We start from the raw sequence: 22,674 nt of genomic DNA, 5'->3' as shown, positions 1-22,674 counted from the left end.
CCGTCCCCACTGGAGCAGCAGATGGCCCTGTGGCTTAGCACCATAGCGTTCACGCTGTGCTTTGCCGTCTGGACGATCTTTTCCATCATCGGTGTCACCATCAAACACGACCTTGGCCTGTCCGAGTTCCAGTATGGTGTGCTGATCGCAACCCCGATCCTGACCGGCTCACTCGTCCGGCTGATCCTCGGCGTCTGGACCGAGCGTTATGGCGGACGGCTGGTGTTCTCATTGCAGATGCTGCTGACTGGCGCGGCGACCTGGGCGCTGACCTGGGCGCATAGCTACACGGGCTTTCTGCTGGCCGCGCTTGGCGTCGGGCTGGCAGGCGGTTCGTTCATCATCGGCGTCGCCTATGTCTCGAAATGGTTCCCAAGCCAGCGTCAGGGTACGGCGCTTGGCATCTTTGGCATGGGCAACGTCGGCGCGGCGGTGACCAAGTTCCTAGCGCCTTTTATCCTTGTCGCCTGGGGCTGGCAGGCCGTTGCGCAGATCTGGGCGGTCGGCATCGCGCTGATGGGCGTGATTTTCCTGCTGATCGCGCGGGACGATCCCGATTTTCAGGCCCGGCGCGCGGCGGGTATCGCCGCCCCTTCGCTGGCCGAGCAATTCGCGCCCCTGAAAAAGCTGCAGGTCTGGCGCTTTGCGCTTTACTATTTCTTTGTCTTTGGCGGCTTTGTCGCGCTGGCGCTGTGGCTGCCCCATTACCTGACCGAGGTTTATGGCGTCGATCTGCGGGTTGCCGGTATGGCGGCTGCGGCCTTCAGCCTGTCGGCAAGCGTGTTTCGTGCCTATGGCGGCATGCTGTCGGACCGTTTTGGCGCGCGTACGGTGATGTACTGGACCTTTGGCTTTAGTGCGCTGTTTCTGTTCATGCTGTCCTATCCGCCGACGGATTACACGATCCGTGGCAAGGACGGGCTGATTTCGTTCTCGACCGAGATGGGACTTTGGCCCTTTGTGGTCACGCTTTTTGCACTGGGGTTCTTTATGAGCCTTGGGAAAGCGGCGATCTTTAAGCATATCCCGGTCTATTATCCGAACCATGTCGGTTCGGTCGGTGGTCTGGTCGGCATGATCGGCGGGCTTGGCGGGTTCATCCTGCCCATCGTCTTTGGCGCCCTGCTGGACCTGACCGGGATCTGGACTTCGTGCTTTGCGCTGCTGTTTCTTGTCGTCATCGTGTCGATGGCGTGGATGCATCTGTCGATCCGCGCGATGGAGCGGCAGGCGCAGGGCAAGGCGCTGGACCGGTTGCCGAACTTTCCCGAACTGGCCGAGGTGCATGACCCCGAGCGCACCGTGATGCCGCGCGTCCTTGACGACTGGCGGCCCGAGGACCCGGCCTTCTGGGCGGAAAAGGGCCGCAGGATTGCGCAACGGAACCTGTGGATTTCAATCCCGGCGCTGCTTTTGGCCTTTGCCGTCTGGATGGTCTGGTCGGTGGTGGTGGCAAAGCTGCCCCAGATCGGATTCGCCTTCAGTCAGGACCAGCTGTTCTGGCTGGCGGCACTGCCGGCACTGTCGGGGGCGACGCTGCGCATCTTTTACAGCTTTATGGTGCCGATCTTTGGCGGGCGGCTGTGGACGACGCTTTCGACCGCCTCGCTGCTGATCCCGGCGATGGGTATCGGCTATGCGGTGCAGGACCCCGCCACGCCCTACATCATCTTTGTCGCGCTGGCGCTGCTATGCGGGCTGGGCGGGGCCAATTTCGCCTCATCCATGGCCAATATCAGCTTCTTTTTCCCCAAATCGGAAAAAGGCAGCGCCATGGGGCTGAACGCTGGTCTGGGCAACCTTGGCGTTTCGGTGATGCAGTTCCTTGTCCCGCTGGTCATCACCGTCGGCGTGTTTGGTGCCGTCGGCGGCGACCCGCAACCGCTGTCGGACGGCGGCCGGTTGTGGCTGCAAAACGCGGGCTTCATCTGGGTGCCCTTTATCATTGCCGTGACCATTGCTGCCTGGATCGGCATGAATGACATCGCCGATGCGAAGGCAAGCTTCCGCGAACAGGCAGTGATCTTTACCCGGCTGCACAACTGGGTGATGTGCCTGCTGTATATCGGCACCTTTGGCAGCTTCATCGGCTATTCGGCGGGCTTTCCGCTGCTGATCGGCCTTGCCTTCCCCGAGGTGAACGCCCTGCAATACGTCTTTCTTGGCCCGCTTGTCGGCGCGCTGAGCCGGGCTGGCTCGGGCTGGCTGTCCGACAGGGTCGGTGGCGCACGGGTGACCTTCTGGGTCTTTGCCGGCATGATCGCCTCGGTCGCGCTGGTGATCGTATCGCTGCAAGCGGCCTCGTTTATGGGCTTCTTTGCCGGGTTCATGGCGCTGTTCTTCTTTACCGGGGTCGGCAACTCTTCGACCTTCCAGATGATCCCCGTGATCATGCGCAAAGAGGTCGCCCGGCTGGAGCCGCAACTGAGCCCGGACGAACGTCGCCGCCAGTCCGACCGCGAGTCCGCCGCCATCATCGCCTTTACCAGCGCGATCGGTGCCTATGGCGGTTTCTTCATCCCCAAGGCCTATGGCAGCTCGATCGCCCTGACCGGGTCTGTGCTGGGCGCGCTGTGGGCCTTTCTGGGCTTCTACGTGCTCTGCCTTGCCGTGACCTGGGTGTTCTACACCCGCCCGGGCGGCCTTTTGCATGACATCGAACGCGGCCGCGCCGAAAGCGGCGCCGCCACCCCCGCATGAGAATCCCAAGGAGACAGCAATGAGCCATCTGCTGGACCGTCTGAATTTTCTGAGGCCCGCCCGCAAGGACGTGTTCTCAGAGGGCCATGGCCAGACCACGGTCGAAAACCGCGACTGGGAGGAAACCTATCGCGCCCGCTGGCGCCACGACAAGATCGTGCGCTCGACCCATGGGGTGAACTGCACCGGGTCCTGTTCGTGGAAGATCTATGTCAAATCCGGCATCGTCACATGGGAGACGCAGCAGACCGATTATCCGCGTACCCGCCCCGATCTGCCCAACCATGAACCGCGCGGCTGCGCGCGGGGTGCGTCCTACAGCTGGTATCTTTACTCGGCCAACCGGGTGAAAACGCCGATGATCCGGGGCAGGCTGATGCGGCTGTGGCGCGAAAAGCGCCGCAGCATGTCACCGGTCGCCGCGTGGGAGGCGATCCAGAACGACCCCGCCGCCCGCGAAAGCTATACCCGCATCCGCGGCAAGGGCGGCTTTGTGCGCGCAGGCTGGGACGAAGCGACCGAGATCATCGCTGCTGCCAATGCCTATACCGCACGTAAATACGGCCCCGACCGGGTCTTTGGCTTTTCGCCCATCCCGGCCATGTCGATGATCTCATACGCCGCCGGGACGCGCTATCTGTCGCTTTTGGGCGGGACCTGCATGTCCTTTTACGACTGGTATTGCGACCTGCCGCCGGCAAGCCCGCAGACATGGGGCGAACAGACCGACGTGCCGGAATCGGCCGACTGGTATAATGCGGGCTATCTGCTGCTCTGGGGCTCGAACGTGCCGCAGACCCGCACCCCTGACGCGCATTTCTATACCGAGGCGCGCTATCGCGGCACCAAATCGGCGGTGATCTGCCCCGACTATTCCGAGGCCGCAAAATTCGGCGACATCTGGCTGAACGCCAAGCAGGGCACCGATGCGGCGCTTGGGATGGCCTTTGGCCACGTCATCCTGCGTGAATTCCACCTGGACCGGCAGGCCGAGTATTTTGAGGATTACTGCCGCCGCTATTCCGATATGCCGATGCTGGTCAGGCTTGATCAGCGCGATGGCCGTCTGATCCCGGGCCGCCAGTTGCGCGCCAGCGATTTAGACGGCGCGCTGGGTCAGGCCAACAATCCCGAATGGAAAACCGTCGCCATTGACGAAATCAGCGACCGTATCGTGGTCCCGAACGGCTCGGTCGGTTTCCGCTGGGGCGAAGAGGGGCGCTGGAACCTTGAGGAAAAGGCCGGCGATGACGCGGTTCGCCTTAAGATGAGCCTGATCCTTGACGAGGATCGCGATGATATTGTGGGCGTCGATTTCCCCTATTTCGGCGGTGCCGCGACCAACGGCTTTGCCATTGATGACCGGGGCGAGGTCCTGACCCGCAATGTACCGGTCAAGCGGCTGACCCTGGCCAATGGGGAAGAGGCGCTTGTCGCGACGGTCTTTGACCTGTTGTGTGCCAATTACAGCCTTGACCGTGGGCTTGGGGGCGACCACGTCACGCGCGATTATGACGCTGACGTGCCTTTTACCCCCGCCTGGGCCGAGCACATCACCGGCGTCCGCCGTGACAAGATCATCCAGGTGGCGCGGGAATTCGCCGCCAATGCCGAAAAGACCAACGGGCGTTCCATGGTTATCATCGGCGCGGCGATGAACCACTGGTTCCACATGGACATGAATTACCGCGCCGTCATCAACATGCTGGTGATGTGCGGCTGTGTCGGCCAGTCGGGCGGTGGTTGGGCGCATTACGTTGGACAGGAAAAGCTGCGGCCGCAGACCGGCTGGACGGCGCTGGCCTTTGCGCTGGACTGGGCGCGTCCGCCGCGCCACATGAACTCGACCTCGGCCTGGTATGCCCATACCGACCAGTGGCGCTATGAAACGGTGGGGGCGCAGGAGATCCTGTCCCCGACCGCGCCCAAGGGGGACTGGGGCCAGCTTAGCCTCATTGACTATAATATCCGGGCTGAACGGATGGGGTGGCTGCCCTCGGCCCCGCAACTGCGCACCAATCCGCTGGAGGTCGGCCGTGCCGCCCGCGCCGAGGGTGTTCCGGTTGCCGATTATGTCGCGCGCGGGCTGAAATCCGGCGCCTTGCAAATGTCCTGCGAGGACCCGGACGCGCCCGAGAACTGGCCGCGCAACCTCTTTGTCTGGCGCTCGAACCTGCTTGGCTCGTCGGGCAAGGGGCATGAATATTTCCTCAGGCACCTGCTTGGCACCGATCACGGCGTGCTTGGCAAGGATCTGGGGCAGGAGGGGCGTCAGAAGCCGGTCGAGGCGACCTGGCATGACAAGGCGCCCGAGGGCAAACTGGACCTGCTGGTGACCATCGACTTCCGTATGTCCACCACCGCTGTCTATGCCGACATCGTCCTGCCAACCGCCAGCTGGTACGAAAAGGACGATATGAACACCTCGGACATGCATCCCTTTATCCACCCGCTGCAGGCGGCGGTGGACCCGGCCTATGAGTCGCGCACCGATTGGGAAATCTTCAAATCCATTGCCCGCAAGTTTTCCGAGATCGCACCCGAGGTGCTGGGGGTCGAAACCGATGTCGTGCAGCTGCCCTTGCAGCACGATAGCGCGGGCGAGATCGCCCAACCCTTTGTACAGGACTGGAAGCTGGGCGAATGCGATCTGATCCCCGGCAAGACCGCGCCGAACTATATCGAGGTGACGCGCGATTATCCGAACCTTTACAAGCGGTTCACCGCGCTTGGCCCGTTGATGGAAAAGCTTGGCAACGGCGGCAAGGGCATCTCCTGGGACACCAGGGATGAGGTTCACCACCTGCAGGCCCTGAACGGATGCGTGACCGAGGATGGCCCGACCCGGGGCATGGCGCGGATCGAGACGGCGATCGACGCCGCCGAAGTGGTCCTGATGCTGGCCCCCGAAACCAATGGCGAGGTTGCGGTCAAGGCATGGCAGGCGCTTGGCAAGGCCACGGGCCGCAGCCACCAGCATCTGGCCGAGGTCAAAGAGGATGAAAAGATCCGCTTCCGCGATATCGCTGCCCAGCCCAGAAAGATCATCTCGTCTCCGACCTGGTCAGGCATCGAAAGCGAAGAGGTCTGCTACAACGCCGGCTGGACCAACGTCCATGAGCTGATCCCGTGGCGCACCGTGACCGGCCGCCAGCAGCTTTATCAGGATCACGAATGGATGCGCGCCTTTGGCGAGGCTTTCGTGACATGGCGGCCTCCGGTCGATCTCAAGACGATCACGGCGGATGCCCGCAAGTCGCTGGGGGCCAGCGAAAAGCATGTGGTGCTGAACTTTATCACCCCGCACCAGAAATGGGGCATCCATTCGACCTATACCGACAACCTGCTGATGCTGACGCTGAACCGCGGCGGTCCGGTGGTGTGGATATCAGAGATCGACGCGAAAAAGGCCGGGCTGGTCGATAACGACTGGGTCGAGGTCTTTAACAGCAACGGCGTCATCACTGCGCGTGCCGTCGTCAGCCAGCGCATGAAGGAAGGCACGCTCTTTATGTATCACGCTCAGGAAAAGATCGTGAACACGCCGGGCAGCCAGATCACCGGCCTGCGCGGCGGCATCCACAACTCGGTCACCCGCACGGTGCTGAAGCCCACCCATATGATCGGTGGCTATGCACAGCTGTCCTATGGGTTCAACTATTACGGCACGGTGGGCGCCAACCGGGACGAATTCGTCATCGTCCGCAAGCTGGACAAGATCGACTGGCTCGATCGCCCCGCAACCCAAGCCACGGAGGCAGCGGAATGAAAGTGCGCGCACAAATCGGCATGGTGCTGAACCTGGACAAATGCATCGGCTGTCATACCTGTTCGGTCACCTGCAAGAATGTCTGGACCTCGCGCGAGGGGGTCGAATACGCGTGGTTCAACAACGTCGAGACCAAGCCCGGCATCGGCTATCCCAAGGATTGGGAAAACCAGAAACGCTGGAACGGCGGCTGGGTGCGGACGAAATCGGGGCATCTGCAACCCCGGCAGGGCGGCAAGTGGCGCATCCTTGCCAATATCTTTGCCAACCCCGACCTGCCCGAGATCGACGATTTCTACGAACCTTTTGATTTCGATTACGACCATCTGAAATCGGCGCCCGAGATGCAGGCGTTCCCAAGCGCCCGCCCGCGCTCAAAGATTTCGGGCGAGCGGATGGAAAAGATCGAATGGGGCCCGAACTGGGAAGAAATCCTTGGCGGCGAGTTCGAAAAACGCAGCAGGGACTATAACTTTGAGGGCGTTCAGAAGGACATCTATGGTGAATATGAAAACACCTTCATGATGTACCTGCCGCGGTTGTGCGAACATTGCCTTAACCCGGCCTGCGTCGCCTCGTGCCCCTCGGGCGCGATCTACAAGCGCGAAGAGGATGGCGTCGTCCTGATTGACCAGGACAAATGCCGGGGCTGGCGGATGTGCGTTTCGGGCTGTCCCTACAAAAAGATCTATTACAACTGGTCCACCGGCAAATCGGAAAAATGCATCCTGTGCTATCCGCGCCTGGAATCCGGCCAGCCCACGGTCTGTTCGGAAACCTGCGTCGGGCGCATCCGCTATCTGGGTGTGATGCTTTACGACGCCGACCGCATCGCCGAGGCTGCCAGCGCCGAGTCCGAGATGGATCTTTACGACGCGCAACTGGGTGTTTTCCTTGATCCGGACGATCCCGAGGTGATTGCCGCCGCCCGGGCCGAGGGCATCCCCGAGGACTGGATCCGCGGCGCGCAGAAATCTCCGATCTGGAAGATGGCGATGGAGTGGAAGATCGCCTTTCCGCTGCACCCTGAATACCGCACCCTGCCGATGGTCTGGTATGTGCCGCCGCTGTCGCCGATCCAGAACGCGGCCGAGGCGGGCAAGATCGCGGCGCAGGACGATATGCCCGACGTGCGCAGCCTGCGCATCCCGCTGCGCTATCTGGCCAATATGCTGACCGCCGGGGACGAAGCCCCTGTCGCAGCCGCGCTTGAACGGATGCTGGCGATGCGCAGCTACATGCGTTCCAGGACGCTGGACGGCGTGGTGAACCTTGCCATTGCAAAACGGGTCGGCCTGACCCCCCAGCAGATTGATGAGATGTATCACCTGCTGGCCATCGCCAATTACGAGGATCGCTTTGTCATCCCGACCACGCATCGTGAGCTGGTCGAGGATGCCTATGACCTGCGCGGCGGCTGTGGCTTTACCGATGGGCATGGCTGCTCGTCGGGCAACAGCCCCTCGCTGTTTGGCGGCAAGAAATTCCGCAGCCCGCAGGAGTTCATCGCATGAAAACCTTCAAGGCCCTTTCCGCGCTGCTGAGCTATCCCGGCGAAGATCTGATCGCCGCTTTGCCCCAGGTTGAGCAGGTCCTGCAATCCGAGGGCCTGCTTGGTCCCCGGCGCATGGATGAAATCCGCAGCCTGTTGCAAAAGCTGGGGCAGGGCGACCTATACGATTTGCAGGAACGTTATGTGCTGCTTTTTGATCGCTCGCGCAGCCTGTCGCTGAACCTGTTTGAGCATGTCCACGGCGAAAGCCGCGACCGCGGCGGCGCGATGGTGGACCTGCTTGAAACCTATCGCGACGGCGGCTTTGACCTTGCGGGGTCCGAGCTGCCCGATCACCTGCCGGTGCTGCTGGAATACCTGTCCACCCGGCCACTGCCCGAGGCGTTGGCGCTGTTGGCCGATGCCTCGCATATCCTTGTCGCGCTGGCCGAGCGGCTGACGCGGCGCGAGTCCGCCTATGCCGCTGTCCTTGGCGCGCTGGTGGCGCTTGTGGTGACCGAGCCGGTCGAACTGCCCGAAGAACTGGCCGCCGTCCCCGATGACGACCCCGAGGATCTGGCCGCGCTAGACGCCGTCTGGGAAGAGGCACAGGTGACGTTTGGCCCCGATCCCAACGCCGGCTGTCCGGTCAGCCGCGACATTCTGGCCCGTATGGACGCCCCGCGCGCCCAAAGCCCGGCGCAATGAACAGGAGGCGCAGATGAACTATGTTCTTTTCGGCATCTACCCCTATATCGCCATCACGGTGATGATCCTGGGTTCTGTCATCCGCTATGACCACGACCCTTTCAGCTGGAAATCAAAGTCCAGCCAGATCCTGCGTCGTCGTCAATTCGTCATCGGTTCGGTTCTGTTTCATGTCGGCGTGCTGATTATTCTTGGCGGCCATCTGGTCGGGCTTTTGACCCCGATCGCCGTCTTTGATGCCATCGGCATCAGCCATGGCGCAAAACAGGTGATGGCGATGACCGTGGGCGGCATCGCCGGGGTTATGGCGCTTATCGGCGGGGCGCTGCTTTTGCATCGCAGACTGACCGACCCGCGCGTGCGCGCCCATTCGACTCTGGCCGATACCGGCATTCTTGCGCTGCTTGTCGCGCAACTGGTCCTTGGGCTGGCGACGATTCTGGTTTCGATGCAGCATCTTGACGGGCATGAGATGACCCTGCTCATGTCCTGGGCGCAGGGGATCGTCTATCTGCGCGCCGGTGCGGCTGAACATCTGGCCCATGTCCATTGGCTGTTCAAACTGCATATCCTGCTGGGGCTGACGATTTTTGTGCTCTTTCCCTTTACCCGGCTTGTGCACATGATTTCGGCTCCGGTGCGCTATCTGTGGCGGCCGGGCTATCAGATCGTGCGCTCGCGCCGCTTCCCGGCGGAGTAAGGGCGATGGAGATGAAACCGCTTTTGCCGCCGGTCGTGGTGAACGGCGTCACCATCGACCCCGGCCGCATCGCGGCCGAGGCGCAGAACCATCCCGCGCCCAAGGGCAAGCCCGGTCATGCCTGGCGCGCAGCAGCGCGGGCGCTGGCGGTGCGCGAACTTTTGTTGCAAGAAGCCCGCGCGCAAGGCATCACCGCTGAACCTGCCGAGCTTGCGCCCGGCCAGTGGGAAACTGCGGAAGAGGCCCTGATCCGCGCTCTGCTGGATCAGGAGATCCAACCCGATCCCGTCGATGAGACGGTGCTGGCGGCCTATCACGCGGCGCATCCGGAACAGTTCCGCTCTCCTTCGCTATACGAGGCGGCGCATATCCTTTTCGCCGCTGCCCCGGATGATGCCAAGGCGCGTGAAACGGCGCGCGCCGAGGCAGGGGCGGTTCTGGCCGAGCTTTGTGCCGCGCCGCGCCGCTTTGCTGAGCTGGCAGCACGCCATAGCGCCTGTTCCTCGAAAACCTCGGGCGGCGTGCTGGGCCAGTTGACCGCCGGCGATACGGTACCCGAGTTCGAGGCGGCGCTGGCCACGATGGAGGAAGGCGCGCTGACCATCGCCGAAACGCGCTATGGGCTGCACATCATCCGCCTTGATGCGCGGGCGCGGGGCGAGGTGCTGCCCTTTGCCGCCGTCCTTCCGCGCCTGCGTGAGGCGCATGACAAGGCGGCATGGCTGCGTGCCAGCCGTGACTATATAGATGGGTTGATCGCAAGGGCCCGGATCTCGGGCGTCTCGTTTCAACGCGAAGGGGGCGCATGATGCAACTCGCCTATGTCAGCATACCCGGTCGTGGTGCGAATGACCTGTTTCTGGCCGGTGTCGCCGCGCGGTTGCTGGACGGTGGTATCCGGCTTGCCGGGACCGTTCAGACCAACCCGCGGCGTGAGGGGCGGATCAAATGCGATATGGACCTGCGCGTGCTGCCGGATGGTCCGGTGCTGCGCATCAGCGAGGACCGCGGCAATGGCGCGCGCGGCTGTCGGCTGGATGCGGGTGTGCTGGAGGCGGCTGTCTCGGGCGTTGCCGCCGCACTGCCCGGCGCGGATCTGTTGCTTGTCAATAAATTTGGCAAGCAGGAAAGCGAAGGCCGGGGATTTGCCCCCCTGATCGCCGAGGCGCTGTCGCGCGGCATTCCGGTCCTATGCGGGGTAAACGGGCTGAACCTGCCCGCGTTTCAAGGCTTTGCCGAGGGGTTTGCCACAGCCCTGCCGGGGGATGAGGCGGCGGTCCTTGACTGGTGCCAGCGCGCCTGCGGGCTGCAGCCGGCCTGATCTGTCTTTTCCCATGACAAAGGCCCGGTCACGCGACCGGGCTTTTTGTTGCAAGGCTCAGGCGGTGCGGCCCGGCCCTGAGACCGGCTTTTTTGCCACCCGCGGACGCGCCAGCACCGGCAGATACAACAGGGCAAAGCCGCCGAACCCGATAACCCACAGCGTGCCCGACAAATGCAGCAGCCACAGCTGTGCGGGCAGCCAGCCGGCAAGCAGCCGCGTGACCACCGCGCCACAAAGCGCCAGATACAGTGCCGTAGTGCCCGGCCCGGCGTGCAGCGATCGGCCGCTGTGGCCAAGGCTTGCGCGGGTCATGACCGCCAGCGTCATCAGGCCGATCGCCCCGGCCAGCCAGATATGCCGGGCGGGGGCTGGGGCGATCAGGCCGAACCCTGCCGCCCCCTCGGCCCAAAAGCCAAGCGCAAGCAGCGCATAGGCAAGGTGCAGGACCCAAAGCAGCGGTTCGGCCCCGGTTTGCAGGCCCTGCCAGCGCGCAAGGCGCCACAGTTGTGCCGCCCCCGTCACAAGCATCAGCCATGGCATCCATGCGGCCTCGGGCGCTGCAATGAAACCGGCCAGCGTCAGCCCGGTCAGCCCCAGCACTGCGCCGTCCGCGCGGCCAAAGGGCACGGGCAGGCGTGTGCGGCCCCTTGCAGCCAGCCAGTTGCGGGTAAAGCTGGGGGTGATCCGCCCGCCAATCACCGCCACCAGCATCAGGACCGCAGCCAGCCCCAGCCGCATACCCATACCGTCAAAGGCGGCCTCTCCTCGTGCGGCCTCAAGGTGAAACAGCGCATTGGCGGTGGCAAACAGCGCCAACAGCGCCAGCACCGGCAGGTTCCGCCAATTGCGGCCATGCAGGATTTCGCGCGCCAGAAAGGCAAGCAGGACCAGGGTGCAGGCCAGGTCCGCCACCATCACCACCCGCCAGTCAAGCAGGCCCGAGATTGCAAGCGCCACCCGCCCCAGCAGCCACAGCCCGACCAGCCCGGCCAATGGCGTGCCGATCACCGGCAGCCGTCCGGTCCAGTTCGGCACCGCCGTCAAAAGGAATCCGGCAATGACCCCGCTTGTATAACCAAAAAGGAATTCATGCGCGTGCCAGCTAAAGGGATCCATGGTCAGAGGCAGGATCCCGGCCCCGCTCAGCATGGCGACCCACACCAGCATGGCCAGTGCCGCCCATAGTGATGAGAGCAGGAAAAAGGCCCGAAATCCGTGGCTGAACAGGACTGGCCCGCGATAATTGCGCATGCGTTCCGCGGTGGACATTGCGCGTCTCCATCCGAAAAGGGTCAGGGGCAGGGGGTTGCACCGGGCTGCGCGTCAAGAAAACCTTGCGCAAAGACCGTGCCGGGCAGAATGCGCCGCAGGTCGGAAAGCGCATCGGGCGCAGGCAATCCATTTTCAAGAATCTGCGCGTAAATATTTATGATATCATCAAAATTATCTTGCTGAGGCGACAGGCGCAGGGCGCTTATGCCTGCCTCGCGCAGCGCCGCGGCGTGCGGGGCGGCGGTCATGTGGGCGTGGCTCAGCGTCTGGACGCCATTCACGGTCAGGAAAGGCTGGCCCTCTAATGTCTCGACAAGGCGGCCGTCGGGGTCTTCGGCGCAGACGAACTGGCAGTTATCCTTGGCCCGATCATGTAACCGCGCGTGATAACACCGACCCGAGATTGCCAGCGGTGCGCGGCCATGGCCCCAGACCTCGACCGCGACGCCCGCCTGACGGCCCGCACGGGCAAGCTGCACGACCGAGGCAAGAGGTAGCTCGGGCGGCAGGCAGATGCGGCGCGCGCCTTTCGCGGCAAGCCATTCCAGCGTGCCCTCGTTATAAACGTTCACGGTCGGGCCGACCCAAAAGGGTGCGCCCTTGGGCAGGTGCTGAAGCGCCCCCAGATCGGCAATCTCGACCGGCAGGTCCGAGGCAAACAGCCCGGCTGTCTGCCGCCGCTCGCGCTTTAGCGTGATGAGTGTCAGCGTGGACAGCGCAACCTCTTTGCCGGCGGCTTGCAGGGCCTCGACAGCGGCCGGGATCTCGTGCTGCCAGAAGGGCAGGCGTTTCGAACAGACCCATTCCCCGATCACCACCCGCTGAACCGGAGTGCTGGCGAGCATCTGGTAAAAGGCGCGGACCTGCTCGGCGCTCCAGAAAAAGGCGATGGGGCCAATGGTCAAATCCATGTTCATCTCCATGTCTTGGCATAGGCGCCGGTGGTCGCGGCCTGCCCCTCGGTCAGCCGGGCCAGCAGCCCCTCGGGCATCGGTGCGCCCTGATCGGCGGCCTCGACCGCGGCGCGAAATGCGCGCACCACCTGCGCCACATAGGCGCGAGACCGCTGCCGCCCCTCGATCTTCAGGGCGGTGACGCCGGCTTTTTGCAGGGCCGGGATCAGCCGGGTTGCATCAAGGCTGACCGGATCCTCAAAAATATGGCCGGTCTGGCTGCTGCCATCGCCGGGCGAGGTAAAGCAGCCCTTGCACAGCGTCGGATAGGGTACAGGCATGCCCTTGGGCGTGCGGTGGATCAGGAATTCGCCCAGCCGTGCCTCATGATTGCCGCCGGTATCGGCATAGGCAACGTGGCTGGCGGGTGAGCAGACGCCGTTCATATTCGGCGAAAGCCCCGTAGCGTATGAGGATAGCGAACAACGCCCCTCGGCCATCACACATAGCCCGCCAAAGACAAAGACTTCGGTTTCGATGTCGATTTCGCGGTTGATGGCGGTGATTTCCTCGACCGAAAGCACACGGGGCAGAACCACCCGGCGAATACCAAAGGTTCGGGCATGGAAATTGATCGCGTCGGGATTGGCGGCGGCCGCCTGAACCGAAAGATGCAGTCGCAGATGGGGATGGGTCTGGGCCGCATGGGCGATCAGCCCCGGATCGGCAAGGATCACGGCATCGGCGTCCAGACCTGCTGCATCGCTGACGGCGCGGTGCCACAGTGCCTGATCACCCGCGCGGGGAAAGGTGTTGATCGCAATCAGCACCTTGGCGCCGCGGGCATGGGCATAGGCGATGCCCTGGGCCATTTCCTCGCGGCTGAAGTTCAGGCCGGGAAAGTTGCGGGCATTGGTTTCATCGGCAAAGCCGCAATAGACCGTATGTGCGCCAGCATCGACCGCTGCACGCAAAGCTGCCGGGGTTCCGGCCGGACAGACCAGCTCCATCATGGCAATACCTCTTGTCGGGACAGGATCAGGCCGCTTTTGCGCGCGGCCAGGGCCGAGCCGCGCCGCAGCCAGCCGCCAAACTGGCCGGACAGGGCGGCCAGTTCCTCGGTCAGGTCCAGTTCGGCGTCGTCCAGCGCATTGCGCAGCGCCAGCACGGCAGAAGTGTCGCCGCCGATCTGCAACTCGCCGGAAAAGAACAGCGCGTCCCCGTCCTCGGCCCCGTGCAGCATGGCAAGAAAGGCGGCAAGCCCGCCACGGATCGCGGCGTCATGCGCAGGCTCAGGCGTGCGGCGGGAATGGGCGCTCAGACGCTGCGCCTCGGGCTGCATCAGCAAAAGAAACGGCCCGTCGCGGACATCAAGCAGAAATCGCGCGCCGGCATAGGGGCCAAGCCGCGACAGGATCGACGGGTTTCGCTGGGCGATGCGGCGCAGAAAAGCCGTCAGCGCCAGCCCAAGGGCCGGTCGGGCAAGCGGCGGGGGCGGAAGCCGCGTCAGCAGCGGCAGCAGGGCAGGGCGCTGGGTCATGCCAGACGGTCTAGGCCGGTTAATCGGGGTTGTGATTGATCTTCGTCAAGTCATGCGCGGAATTTGCCGCCTAGCTTTGCGCCCATCATCGCCCGCCTTGTCGCGGGCCCGACGGAGCCAGCGATGCGCAGCCTTCCCCCTTTTCCTGATCTGCGGTCCTTTCTGTCCTGGCTGGAGGCGCGGGGCGAGCTCGCGCGCATCGCCGAGCCCGTGTCGTTGCGCCATGAGATGACGGCTGTCGAATTGGCCTGCTTGCGCCGGGGCGGCCCTGCGCTGCGCTTTGACAACCCGCAGGGTGCGCGCATCCCGGTCATCGCCAACCTGTTTGGTACCCGCGCGCGGGTCGCGGCGGGCCTTGGTCTGGAACCGGATAAGATCGTGGAGTTCGGCGAGTTTCTGGCTGCGCTGCGCAGCCCGCCACCGGTCGAGGGGATGCGGGATGCCATGTCGCGCTGGCCGATGCTGCGCGCGGCATTAAGGATGCGGCAGCGGTTTTTGCGTCATGGCCCGGTGCAGGAGGCCGAGCTATCGGACCTTGATGCCCTGCCGGTCCAGACCCCCTGGCCCAATGACGGCGGGCCGCTGATTACCTGGCCAGTGGTGCTGACCCGGCCAGAGGACAGCCGCGCCGGGGATCTGACGCGCTATAACCTTGGTGTTTACCGCGCGCAGGTTCTGGCGCCCGACCGGCTGATTCTGCGCTGGCTCGCCCATCGCGGCGGTGCGGCACATCATCGCTCATGGGAAAGGGCGGGTAAGGCGATGCCGGTCGCCATCGCCCTTGGCGCGGATCCCGCGTTGTTGCTTGCCGCTGCTTTGCCTCTGCCTGAAACGGTTTCAGAGCTGGGGTTTTCGGGGGTGCTGCGCGGCGCGCGGACCGAGCTTGTCGCGGCGAAAACCGTGCCGTTGATGGTACCCGCCCGCGCCGAGGCGATTATCGAGGGCTGGATCCACCCCGGAGAGACCGCGCCCGAAGGGCCGTTCGGCGATCACACCGGCTATTACAATGCCGTTGAGCCTTTCCCGGTCATGCGCGTCAGCCGCATCACCTGCCGCGAGGCGCCGCTTTACCTCTCGACCGTCACCGGACGGCCACCTGATGAACCCTCGGTCATTGGCGAGGTTTTCAACGATCTGGCGCTGCCTGTGATCCGCACCAAGATCCCCGAGATTACCGATCTGTGGCTGCCGCCCGCTGCCTGTTCCTATCGCATGGCGGTGGTGGCGATCGACAAACGTTATCCCGGTCAGGCGCGACGGGTGATGATGGCGCTGTGGGGGATGCTGCCCCAGTTCAGCTATACCAAGATGATCGTGGTCGTGGACCGCGATATTGATGTGCGCAGCTGGGACGATATCGTCTGGGCAATCTCGACCCGAATGGACCCGGCCCGCGACACGGTGCTGCTGGACCGCACGCCGATGGATTACCTTGATTTTGCATCGCCCCTTGAGGGGCTGGCGGGCAAGCTTGGCCTTGATGCGACCACAAAGATCGGGGCGGAGATCAGCCGCGAATGGGGCCGCGTCATGCACCTTGATTCGCAGCATGAGGCACGGGCCGAGGCTCTGCTTGCGACGGTGCTGCCATGAGGGTGGTGCTTGGCGTCTCGGGTGCGTCAGGCGCGGCGCTGGCGCTGGATTGTGCCCGGGCGCTGACCCGCGTGGGGGCTGACGTTGATCTGGTTGTCTCGCCCATGGCCAAGCGTACGCTTGCCACCGAGGTCGGCACCGGGGCGTTGGCTGATCTGTGCGCCATGGCGGCGCGGGTCCATGCCCAAGGGGACCCCGGGGCCGAGATCGCCTCGGGCTCATGTCCGGTCGCGGGAATGATCGTTGCGCCTTGTTCGATGCGCAGCCTTGCTGCCATTGCCCATGGGCTGGACGATGGGCTTTTGACCCGCGCCGCCGGGGTTCAGCTCAAGGAACGCCGGCCGCTCATCCTGCTTGCGCGTGAGGCGCCGCTGACGTTGGCGCATCTCGACAATATGCTGGCTGCAACGCGGATGGGGGCGGTGATCCTGCCGCCCGTTCCGGCGTTTTACCTGCGCCCGCAAAGCCTTGCCGAAGTCACCGCCCAGATCGCCGCCCGCGCGGTCGATCTGCTGCGCCTCGGCCCGCCTCTGGCGCGGGCGTGGAGCCCGGCCAATCCCCCTGTGAACCCCTGCGAAGGAGATACCCATGACTGACATCACCTTTGGCTCCACAGCCATTGTCGGCGACATTGCGGCCCGGCTGCCCGGCGCGGCAGAGGTCTTTCGCCGCGCCGGCATCAGTTTTTGCTGCGGGGGCAATGTCGCACTGGCCGAAGCGGCTGAGAAAGCCGGTGTGCCGCTGGCCACGCTCAGCGCCGAATTGCAGGCGCTGAGCGATCAGGCCGGACGCGATGCCCCCTCTGAGACACCGGCGCTGATCGAACATATCCTGACCCGTTATCATCGGACCCACCGGCAAGAGCTGGCCTTTCTGATCAGCCTCGCTGAGCGGGTCGAGGCAGTGCATGGCGATCACGAAGAGGCCCCCTTGGGCCTGACCGAGGCGCTGGTCTTGCTGCGGGACGAACTTGAATCGCATATGGCCAAGGAAGAGGCGGTGCTGTTCCCCTCGATCCTGCAGGGGGCGGGGGCAATGCTTGCCGGGCCGATCCGGGTGATGCAGGCCGAGCATGAGGATACCGGGCAGGTCCTGCACAGGATCGAACATGTGACCCGTGGCCTGACCCTGCCTGCAGGGGCCTGTGGTTCATGGACGGCGCTTTACACCGGGCTGCGCAAGCTTTGCGACGACGTGGTCGCCCATATCCACCTTGAAGAAGAGGTGCTCTTTCCCCGCGCCCTGACCTCGTAAGACCTAACCCGGGGCAGCATTGCGGGCGGGGATGTCAAAACGCGCGCGCTTGAGGATCCGGCCCGCCTGATCAACGGTCAGCCGCAGCGCGCGGCCCTTGAAAAAGAAGGTCAGGCGATGGCGTCCGGCGTCTTCACCCTCGCCGGTCTCACAGCGGGTGGTGATCAGGCTCGTGCGCATCAGTTCGGGCACGCGGTCCGGTTCAAGGCCAAAGGCTTCGGCCAGCTCATGCGCATCGACTACGAAACCTTGTTCGGTCACGTCGATCCTGTCCATGCCAGATCCCTCCGGGTGGTTGCTTGCGACATATGGGCATGCGCGGGTCATTTTGCCATGGCGAAAACCTGAACGCACCGGCCCGAAGCGGCAGGAATGGCAAAGGGCGCGATCGGATCGCGCCCATCTCTGTCTTGCTGCCGTTTGAAAAACGCTGCCTCAGTTCACCTGAGTCAGCCCGGCATCCATGCGCTCGCGCGCTTTCTTGGGCATCTTGGCGGTCTTGGCGGCCTCAAGATTTGCCGGGGCGTCGCCGACCTGTACCAGCCCGACCATGCCCATGCCGAAATGCGGGGTGCATTTCACACCGTAAAGGCCGGGTTCGGTCACGGTCAGGGTGTAGGTATCGTTGACCTTGCTTTTGAAGGGCTCGACGCCTTCGGGCAGGATATCCTTGATCGCTTCGACGTTATGGCTTTTGTCGGTGGGAATAAAGGTGATCACATCGCCAGGCTCGGCGCGGACAAAGCCCGGCTCGAACACCATGGCGCCAGTCTCACCCTTGTTGAGCATGTGCACCTCATGGGTTTCGGCACCCGCAGGCAGGGCAAGGCCAAGCGCCACCATGATGGCTGCGACGGCAAGGGGTTTGTGAAACATCACGGTCTCCTTGGTAAACTGGGCGCATGACGGCCCATCGCCCCTGTCCTGATCCTGTTCCGGCTCAGGCGACTTGATGAAAATCAAGCAGAAAGGAAATTACTCGGATTTCTGCCGACCGGATTGCCGCAGGCTAAGACCACAGATCTGTCCGATTTGTGAAAAATTTACAAATTCATTAGAATAGCCGTCAATTTTTTTACAAAAAATTCCTTTATAAAAAAAGGTTTACTGAAAATAGAAACTGGGATTAACATGCAAACTGATCGGCGACCGCTGCCCCCGTGCGGCACCTGAGAGGAGGGTGGGGGTAAAGCGACCCGATGCGGATTGCTATTGAGGAGGCGTGCCATGTCCGTTGAAAAGGTTTTGAAACATCCGATTCCTCCTGGATTTGAGGATGTTCATATTGGTCCTGGTGACTACGCCCGTCTTTATGCCGAATCGATTTCCGACCCTGAGGGGTTCTGGCGGCGCGAGGCTGGCCGGCTGGAGTGGATCGAGCCCTTTACCAAGGTGAAGAACACCGATTTCACCATGGGCAAGGTGTCGATCAAATGGTTCGAGGACGGGGCGCTGAACGCCTCGGTGAACTGTATCGACCGCCATCTGCCGCAGCGTGCCAGCCAGACGGCGATCCTCTTTGAACCCGATGACCCCAGCCAGCCCGCGCGCCACATTACCTATGCCGAGCTTTCCGAAAAGGTGAACCGCTTTGCCAATGTGCTGCTAAGCCAGGGGGTGATGCGGGGCGACCGGGTGGTGATCTATCTGCCGATGATCCCCGAAGCCGCTTATGCCATGCTGGCCTGTGCGCGCATCGGTGCGATCCATTCGATCGTCTTTGCCGGTTTCTCGCCCGATGCGCTGGCCAACCGCATCAATGACTCGGGTGCCAAGCTGGTCATCACCGCCGATACCGCGCCGCGCGGCGGGCGTAAGACCGCGCTGAAATCGAACACCGATGCCGCGCTTTTGCATTGCTCGGACCGGGTGCGCTGCCTTGTGATCAAACATACCGGCGACCAGACCACCTGGATCGACGGGCGTGACGTCGATGTGCTGGCGATGATGGAGCAGGTCAGCCCCGACTGCCCGCCGCGCCCGATGAATGCCGAGGACCCGCTGTTCATCCTTTACACCTCGGGTTCGACCGGCAAGCCCAAGGGGGTAGTCCATACGACCGGGGGCTATCTGCTCTATGCGGCGACGACCTTCCAGTATGTGTTCGACTATAAAGAGGGCGACATTTTCTGGTGCACGGCCGATGTGGGCTGGGTGACGGGTCACAGCTACATCATTTACGGCCCTCTGGCCAATGGCGCGACGACGCTGATGTTTGAGGGCGTGCCGACCTGGCCTGATCCGGGCCGGTTCTGGGCGGTGTGCGAAAAGCACAAGGTCACCCAGTTTTACACGGCGCCGACCGCGATCCGGGCGCTGATCAGCCAGGGCCCGGAATGGGTTGAAAAGCATGATCTGTCGAGCCTGCGGATTCTTGGTACGGTGGGTGAGCCGATCAACCCCGAGGCCTGGAACTGGTATGACAAGCATGTCGGCAAGGGCCGCTGCCCGATTGTTGACACCTGGTGGCAGACTGAGACCGGGGGGCATATGCTGACCTCTCTGCCCGGCGCGATCGAGGCCAAGCCCGGCTCGGCGACGCTGCCCTTCTTTGGGGTCAAGCCGGTTGTCCTGGACGCTCAGACCGGCGCTTTGGTGGAGAAGGAGGGCGAGGCGGTCGAGGGTGTCTTGTGCATTGCCGACAGCTGGCCAGGTCAGATGCGGACGGTCTGGGGCGATCACCAGCGCTTTATGGAGACCTATTTCCAGCAATATCCGGGCCATTACTTTACGGGTGACGGCTGCCGTCGGGATGAGGACGGGTATTACTGGATCACGGGCCGGGTTGACGATGTGATCAACGTGTCCGGCCACCGGATGGGCACGGCCGAGATTGAATCGGCGCTTGTCGCGCATGAGAAGGTGGCCGAGGCGGCGGTGGTTGGTTACCCCCATCCGCTGAAAGGTCAGGGCATTTATGCCTATGTGACGCTGATGAACGGTGTTGAGCCAAGTGATGAGCTGCGTCTGGATCTTGAGAAATGGGTCCGCACCGAGATTGGCCCGATTGCCAAGCCTGACCTGATCCAGTGGGCTCCGGGGCTGCCGAAGACGCGCTCTGGCAAGATCATGCGCCGCATCCTGCGCAAGATCGCCGAGGACGATTTCGGCAACCTTGGCGACATCTCGACCCTCGCAGACCCGGGCGTCGTCGATGAGCTCATAACAAACCGCATGAACCGTCACTGACGCAGGGGCCGGCCCGAGGACGTCGGCCCTGAAGCCGGACAAGATTATCCACGGGCGTGCATGGCGCCCGTGGGGTGGCTGCGGCTGGCCGAGAGGCTGCCAGTAACGCGCCGCTTCTTCTTAAGAGGAGGGCCCGCCCGCGCCGGCCTTGACCCGGTGCGGACAGGATAACCGCAGATCGTGGCAGTGGAGGAGCACGACCCGATGGAAGAAGAACTCGTCGAAAGGATCGTCCGCGATCCGAATTACCAGGCACTGAAGGAAAGACGAACCCGCTATGGCTGGGTGCTGACGATTGCGATGCTGGTCGTCTATTACGGCTATGTCCTGCTTATCGCCTTTGACAAAGAGCTGCTTGCCGCCCGTATCGGCTCTGGCGTCATGACCTGGGGCATCCCGCTGGGCTTTGGCGTGATCATCTTTACCATTATCATCACCGGTATCTACCTGCGCCGTGCGAACAGCGAGTTCGACGATCTGAGCGAGAAGATCCGGCGGGAGGCGCTGAAATGACCGTCAAGATCCTGCGCAAGGGCCTGATCGCTGCGGCCCTGACCGTCCCGGGGGCCGCCCTGGCCGATGTGATCCAGGGGGGCGAAAAACAGGCCACGAACTGGACCGCGATCGTGATGTTTGCCGTCTTTGTTCTTGGGACGCTATATATCACCAAATGGGCAGCCTCTCGCACCAAATCGGCGGCGGATTTCTATACCGCCGGTGGTGGCATCACCGGCTTTCAGAACGGGCTGGCGATTGCCGGGGACTACATGTCGGCGGCATCGTTCCTTGGTATCTCGGCTGCGGTGATGACCACGGGCTATGACGGGCTGATCTATTCGATCGGTTTCCTCGTCGGCTGGCCGATACTGACCTTTCTGCTGGCTGAACGGCTGCGCAACCTCGGCCGGTTCACCTTTGCCGACGTGGCGGCCTTTCGCTTTGCCCAGGCGCCGGTGCGCATCTTTGCCGCCTCGGGTACGCTGGTCGTGGTGGCTTTTTACCTGATCGCGCAGATGGTGGGTGCGGGCTCGCTGATTCAGCTGCTGTTCGGCCTTGATTACTGGATCGCAGTGGTGATCGTCGGCGCGCTGATGATGATCTATGTCCTGTTCGGTGGCATGACCGCGACGACCTGGGTGCAGATCATCAAGGCCTGCCTGCTGCTCGGCGGCGCCTCGTTCATGGCCTTTATGGTCATGTGGCGCTATGGTTTCAGTCCCGAAGCGATGTTTGCCGATGCGGTGCGCATCAAGACCGAGATCGCCACTGCCTCGGGCAAGACCGCAGAAGAGGCCGCCGTTGCCGGTCAGTCCATCATGGGGCCGGGCACCTTTATCAAGGACCCGATCTCGGCGATCAGCTTTGGCATGGCGCTGATGTTCGGTACTGCGGGCCTGCCGCATATCCTGATGCGCTTCTTTACCGTTCCCAGTGCCAAAGAGGCGCGCAAATCGGTGATGTGGGCGACCGGCTGGATCGGCTATTTCTACCTGCTGACCTTTATCATCGGCTTTGGCGCCATCGCCTTTGTCCTGACCAACCCCGAGTTTCTGGACGGGACCGGCGCATTGGTCGGCGGCAGCAATATGGCGGCCGTGCATCTGGCCCATGCGGTCGGCGGCAACGTGTTCCTGGGCTTTATCTCGGCCGTGGCCTTTGCCACCATCCTTGCGGTGGTTGCGGGGCTGACGCTGTCGGGGGCTTCGGCGGTCAGCCATGACCTTTATGCGACCGTGATCAAGAACGGCAACCCCGCGCCGGGCAGTGAACTGCGCGTCTCGCGCATTACCACTATCGTCCTGGGGATCGTCGCGGTGGTGCTGGGCATTGCCTTCAAGAACCAGAACATCGCCTTCATGGTGTCCTTGGCCTTTGCGGTGGCGGCCTCGGCCAACTTCCCGGTGCTGTTCATGTCGGTGCTGTGGAAGGATTGCACCACCCGTGGCGCGGTTGTCGGCGGCTTCCTCGGGCTTATCTCGTCGGTGGTGCTGACGGTGCTGTCGCCCTCGGTCTGGGAGGCGACGCTGGGTAACCCCGCAGGTTCGGCCCCCTTCCCCTATACCTCGCCTGCGCTGTTTTCGATGACGCTTGCCTTCCTTGGCATCTGGCTCGTGTCAAAGATGGACAATGGCGCACGGGCGCGTATCGACCGGGCGGGTTTCCTTGCCCAGCAGGTGCGCTCTGAAACCGGGATCGGCGCGGCCCAGGCCTCGTCGCACTGAAAAAGGCGGCCCGCCCCC

At 63.1% G+C, this 22,674-nt stretch carries 19 protein-coding genes; 13 read left to right on the top strand and 6 right to left on the bottom strand.

Annotation, left to right across the window (positions count from 1 at the left end):
• The first annotated feature begins 21 nt into the window (after positions 1–21).
• Genes M511_RS06035 through M511_RS06005 form a run of 7 tightly spaced genes read left to right on the top strand, consistent with a single transcriptional unit; the run spans position 22 to position 10,690 of the window.
• Entirely contained in the window at positions 22–2,700 is a 2,679-nt protein-coding gene (locus M511_RS06035; RefSeq protein ID WP_010397500.1) for a nitrate/nitrite transporter, read from the top strand.
• Between the two features lie 19 nt (positions 2,701–2,719).
• The gene (locus tag M511_RS06030; RefSeq protein WP_085501666.1) at positions 2,720–6,469 is read left to right on the top strand and encodes a nitrate reductase subunit alpha; all 3,750 of its coding nucleotides are present in this window, start codon (positions 2,720–2,722) and stop codon (positions 6,467–6,469) included.
• Positions 6,466–7,983 (top strand): nitrate reductase subunit beta, encoded by a 1,518-nt coding sequence (gene narH / locus M511_RS06025; RefSeq protein ID WP_085501665.1) that lies wholly within the window; start codon positions 6,466–6,468, stop codon positions 7,981–7,983. Before M511_RS06030 ends, narH begins: the two co-directional genes overlap by 4 nt.
• Positions 7,980–8,669, top strand: coding sequence for a nitrate reductase molybdenum cofactor assembly chaperone (gene narJ, locus M511_RS06020; protein ID WP_085501664.1), 690 nt, complete (start codon positions 7,980–7,982; stop codon positions 8,667–8,669). The genes narH and narJ overlap by 4 nt, the downstream gene beginning before the upstream one ends.
• Before the next feature lie 13 nt (positions 8,670–8,682).
• The gene (narI, locus tag M511_RS06015; protein WP_010397511.1) at positions 8,683–9,369 is read left to right on the top strand and encodes a respiratory nitrate reductase subunit gamma; all 687 of its coding nucleotides are present in this window, start codon (positions 8,683–8,685) and stop codon (positions 9,367–9,369) included.
• Positions 9,370–9,380: 11 nt separating this feature from the next.
• Positions 9,381–10,178: a peptidylprolyl isomerase gene (locus M511_RS06010; RefSeq protein ID WP_336245880.1), complete on the top strand. Its 798-nt coding sequence runs from the start codon at positions 9,381–9,383 to the stop codon at positions 10,176–10,178.
• A complete protein-coding gene (locus M511_RS06005; protein WP_085501662.1) occupies positions 10,178–10,690 on the top strand; it encodes a DUF2478 domain-containing protein in 513 nt (170 codons plus the stop codon). The genes M511_RS06010 and M511_RS06005 overlap by 1 nt, the downstream gene beginning before the upstream one ends.
• A gap of 57 nt (positions 10,691–10,747) precedes the next feature.
• Here M511_RS06005 and M511_RS06000 read toward each other — a convergent pair whose 3' ends face one another.
• From M511_RS06000 to ubiT, 4 genes are read right to left on the bottom strand one after another with little or no spacing between them, the layout of a single operon-like run.
• On the bottom strand, positions 10,748–11,962 hold the full coding sequence (locus M511_RS06000) for an NnrS family protein (RefSeq protein ID WP_085501661.1): 1,215 nt from the start codon (positions 11,960–11,962) through the stop codon (positions 10,748–10,750).
• Between the two features lie 23 nt (positions 11,963–11,985).
• Positions 11,986–12,876 carry a ubiquinone anaerobic biosynthesis protein UbiV gene (gene ubiV, locus M511_RS05995; RefSeq protein ID WP_085501731.1) on the bottom strand — a complete coding sequence of 297 codons (891 nt, stop codon included), beginning with the start codon at positions 12,874–12,876 and terminating at the stop codon, positions 11,986–11,988.
• 2 nt (positions 12,877–12,878) lie between these two features.
• Entirely contained in the window at positions 12,879–13,868 is a 990-nt protein-coding gene (gene ubiU / locus M511_RS05990) for a ubiquinone anaerobic biosynthesis protein UbiU (RefSeq protein ID WP_029372254.1), read from the bottom strand.
• On the bottom strand, positions 13,868–14,398 hold the full coding sequence (ubiT, locus tag M511_RS05985) for a ubiquinone anaerobic biosynthesis accessory factor UbiT (RefSeq protein ID WP_085501660.1): 531 nt from the start codon (positions 14,396–14,398) through the stop codon (positions 13,868–13,870). The genes ubiU and ubiT overlap by 1 nt, the downstream gene beginning before the upstream one ends.
• A gap of 123 nt (positions 14,399–14,521) precedes the next feature.
• On the opposite strand from ubiT, the gene M511_RS05980 reads away from it, so the two are divergent.
• Genes M511_RS05980 through ric form a run of 3 tightly spaced genes read left to right on the top strand, consistent with a single transcriptional unit; the run spans position 14,522 to position 17,245 of the window.
• Positions 14,522–15,991 carry a UbiD family decarboxylase gene (locus M511_RS05980; protein WP_085501659.1) on the top strand — a complete coding sequence of 490 codons (1,470 nt, stop codon included), beginning with the start codon at positions 14,522–14,524 and terminating at the stop codon, positions 15,989–15,991.
• Positions 15,988–16,587 (top strand): UbiX family flavin prenyltransferase, encoded by a 600-nt coding sequence (locus tag M511_RS05975; protein WP_085501658.1) that lies wholly within the window; start codon positions 15,988–15,990, stop codon positions 16,585–16,587. The genes M511_RS05980 and M511_RS05975 overlap by 4 nt, the downstream gene beginning before the upstream one ends.
• A complete protein-coding gene (gene ric / locus M511_RS05970; protein ID WP_010397531.1) occupies positions 16,580–17,245 on the top strand; it encodes an iron-sulfur cluster repair di-iron protein in 666 nt (221 codons plus the stop codon). Before M511_RS05975 ends, ric begins: the two co-directional genes overlap by 8 nt.
• A gap of 3 nt (positions 17,246–17,248) precedes the next feature.
• Here the strand turns inward: ric and M511_RS05965 are convergent, their stop codons facing one another.
• The gene (locus tag M511_RS05965; protein WP_010397533.1) at positions 17,249–17,521 is read right to left on the bottom strand and encodes a DUF6522 family protein; all 273 of its coding nucleotides are present in this window, start codon (positions 17,519–17,521) and stop codon (positions 17,249–17,251) included.
• 159 nt (positions 17,522–17,680) lie between these two features.
• A complete protein-coding gene (locus M511_RS05960) occupies positions 17,681–18,121 on the bottom strand; it encodes a pseudoazurin (protein ID WP_010397534.1) in 441 nt (146 codons plus the stop codon).
• Positions 18,122–18,472: 351 nt separating this feature from the next.
• Between M511_RS05960 and acs the strand changes: the two genes are divergently transcribed.
• From acs to M511_RS05945, 3 genes are all read left to right on the top strand, one after another.
• A complete protein-coding gene (gene acs / locus M511_RS05955) occupies positions 18,473–20,434 on the top strand; it encodes an acetate--CoA ligase (RefSeq protein WP_010397536.1) in 1,962 nt (653 codons plus the stop codon).
• Positions 20,435–20,638: 204 nt separating this feature from the next.
• Positions 20,639–20,947, top strand: coding sequence for a DUF485 domain-containing protein (locus M511_RS05950; protein WP_010397538.1), 309 nt, complete (start codon positions 20,639–20,641; stop codon positions 20,945–20,947).
• Positions 20,944–22,656, top strand: a complete 1,713-nt coding sequence (locus M511_RS05945) for a cation acetate symporter (protein ID WP_010397540.1) — start codon at positions 20,944–20,946, stop codon at positions 22,654–22,656. Before M511_RS05950 ends, M511_RS05945 begins: the two co-directional genes overlap by 4 nt.
• Positions 22,657–22,674: the final 18 nt, after the last annotated feature.

The organism is Paracoccus sp. J56 (genome assembly GCF_019633685.1).
Classification (GTDB): Bacteria; Pseudomonadota; Alphaproteobacteria; order Rhodobacterales; family Rhodobacteraceae; genus Paracoccus; species Paracoccus kondratievae.
This window is presented reverse-complemented; position numbering and strand designations above follow the sequence as displayed.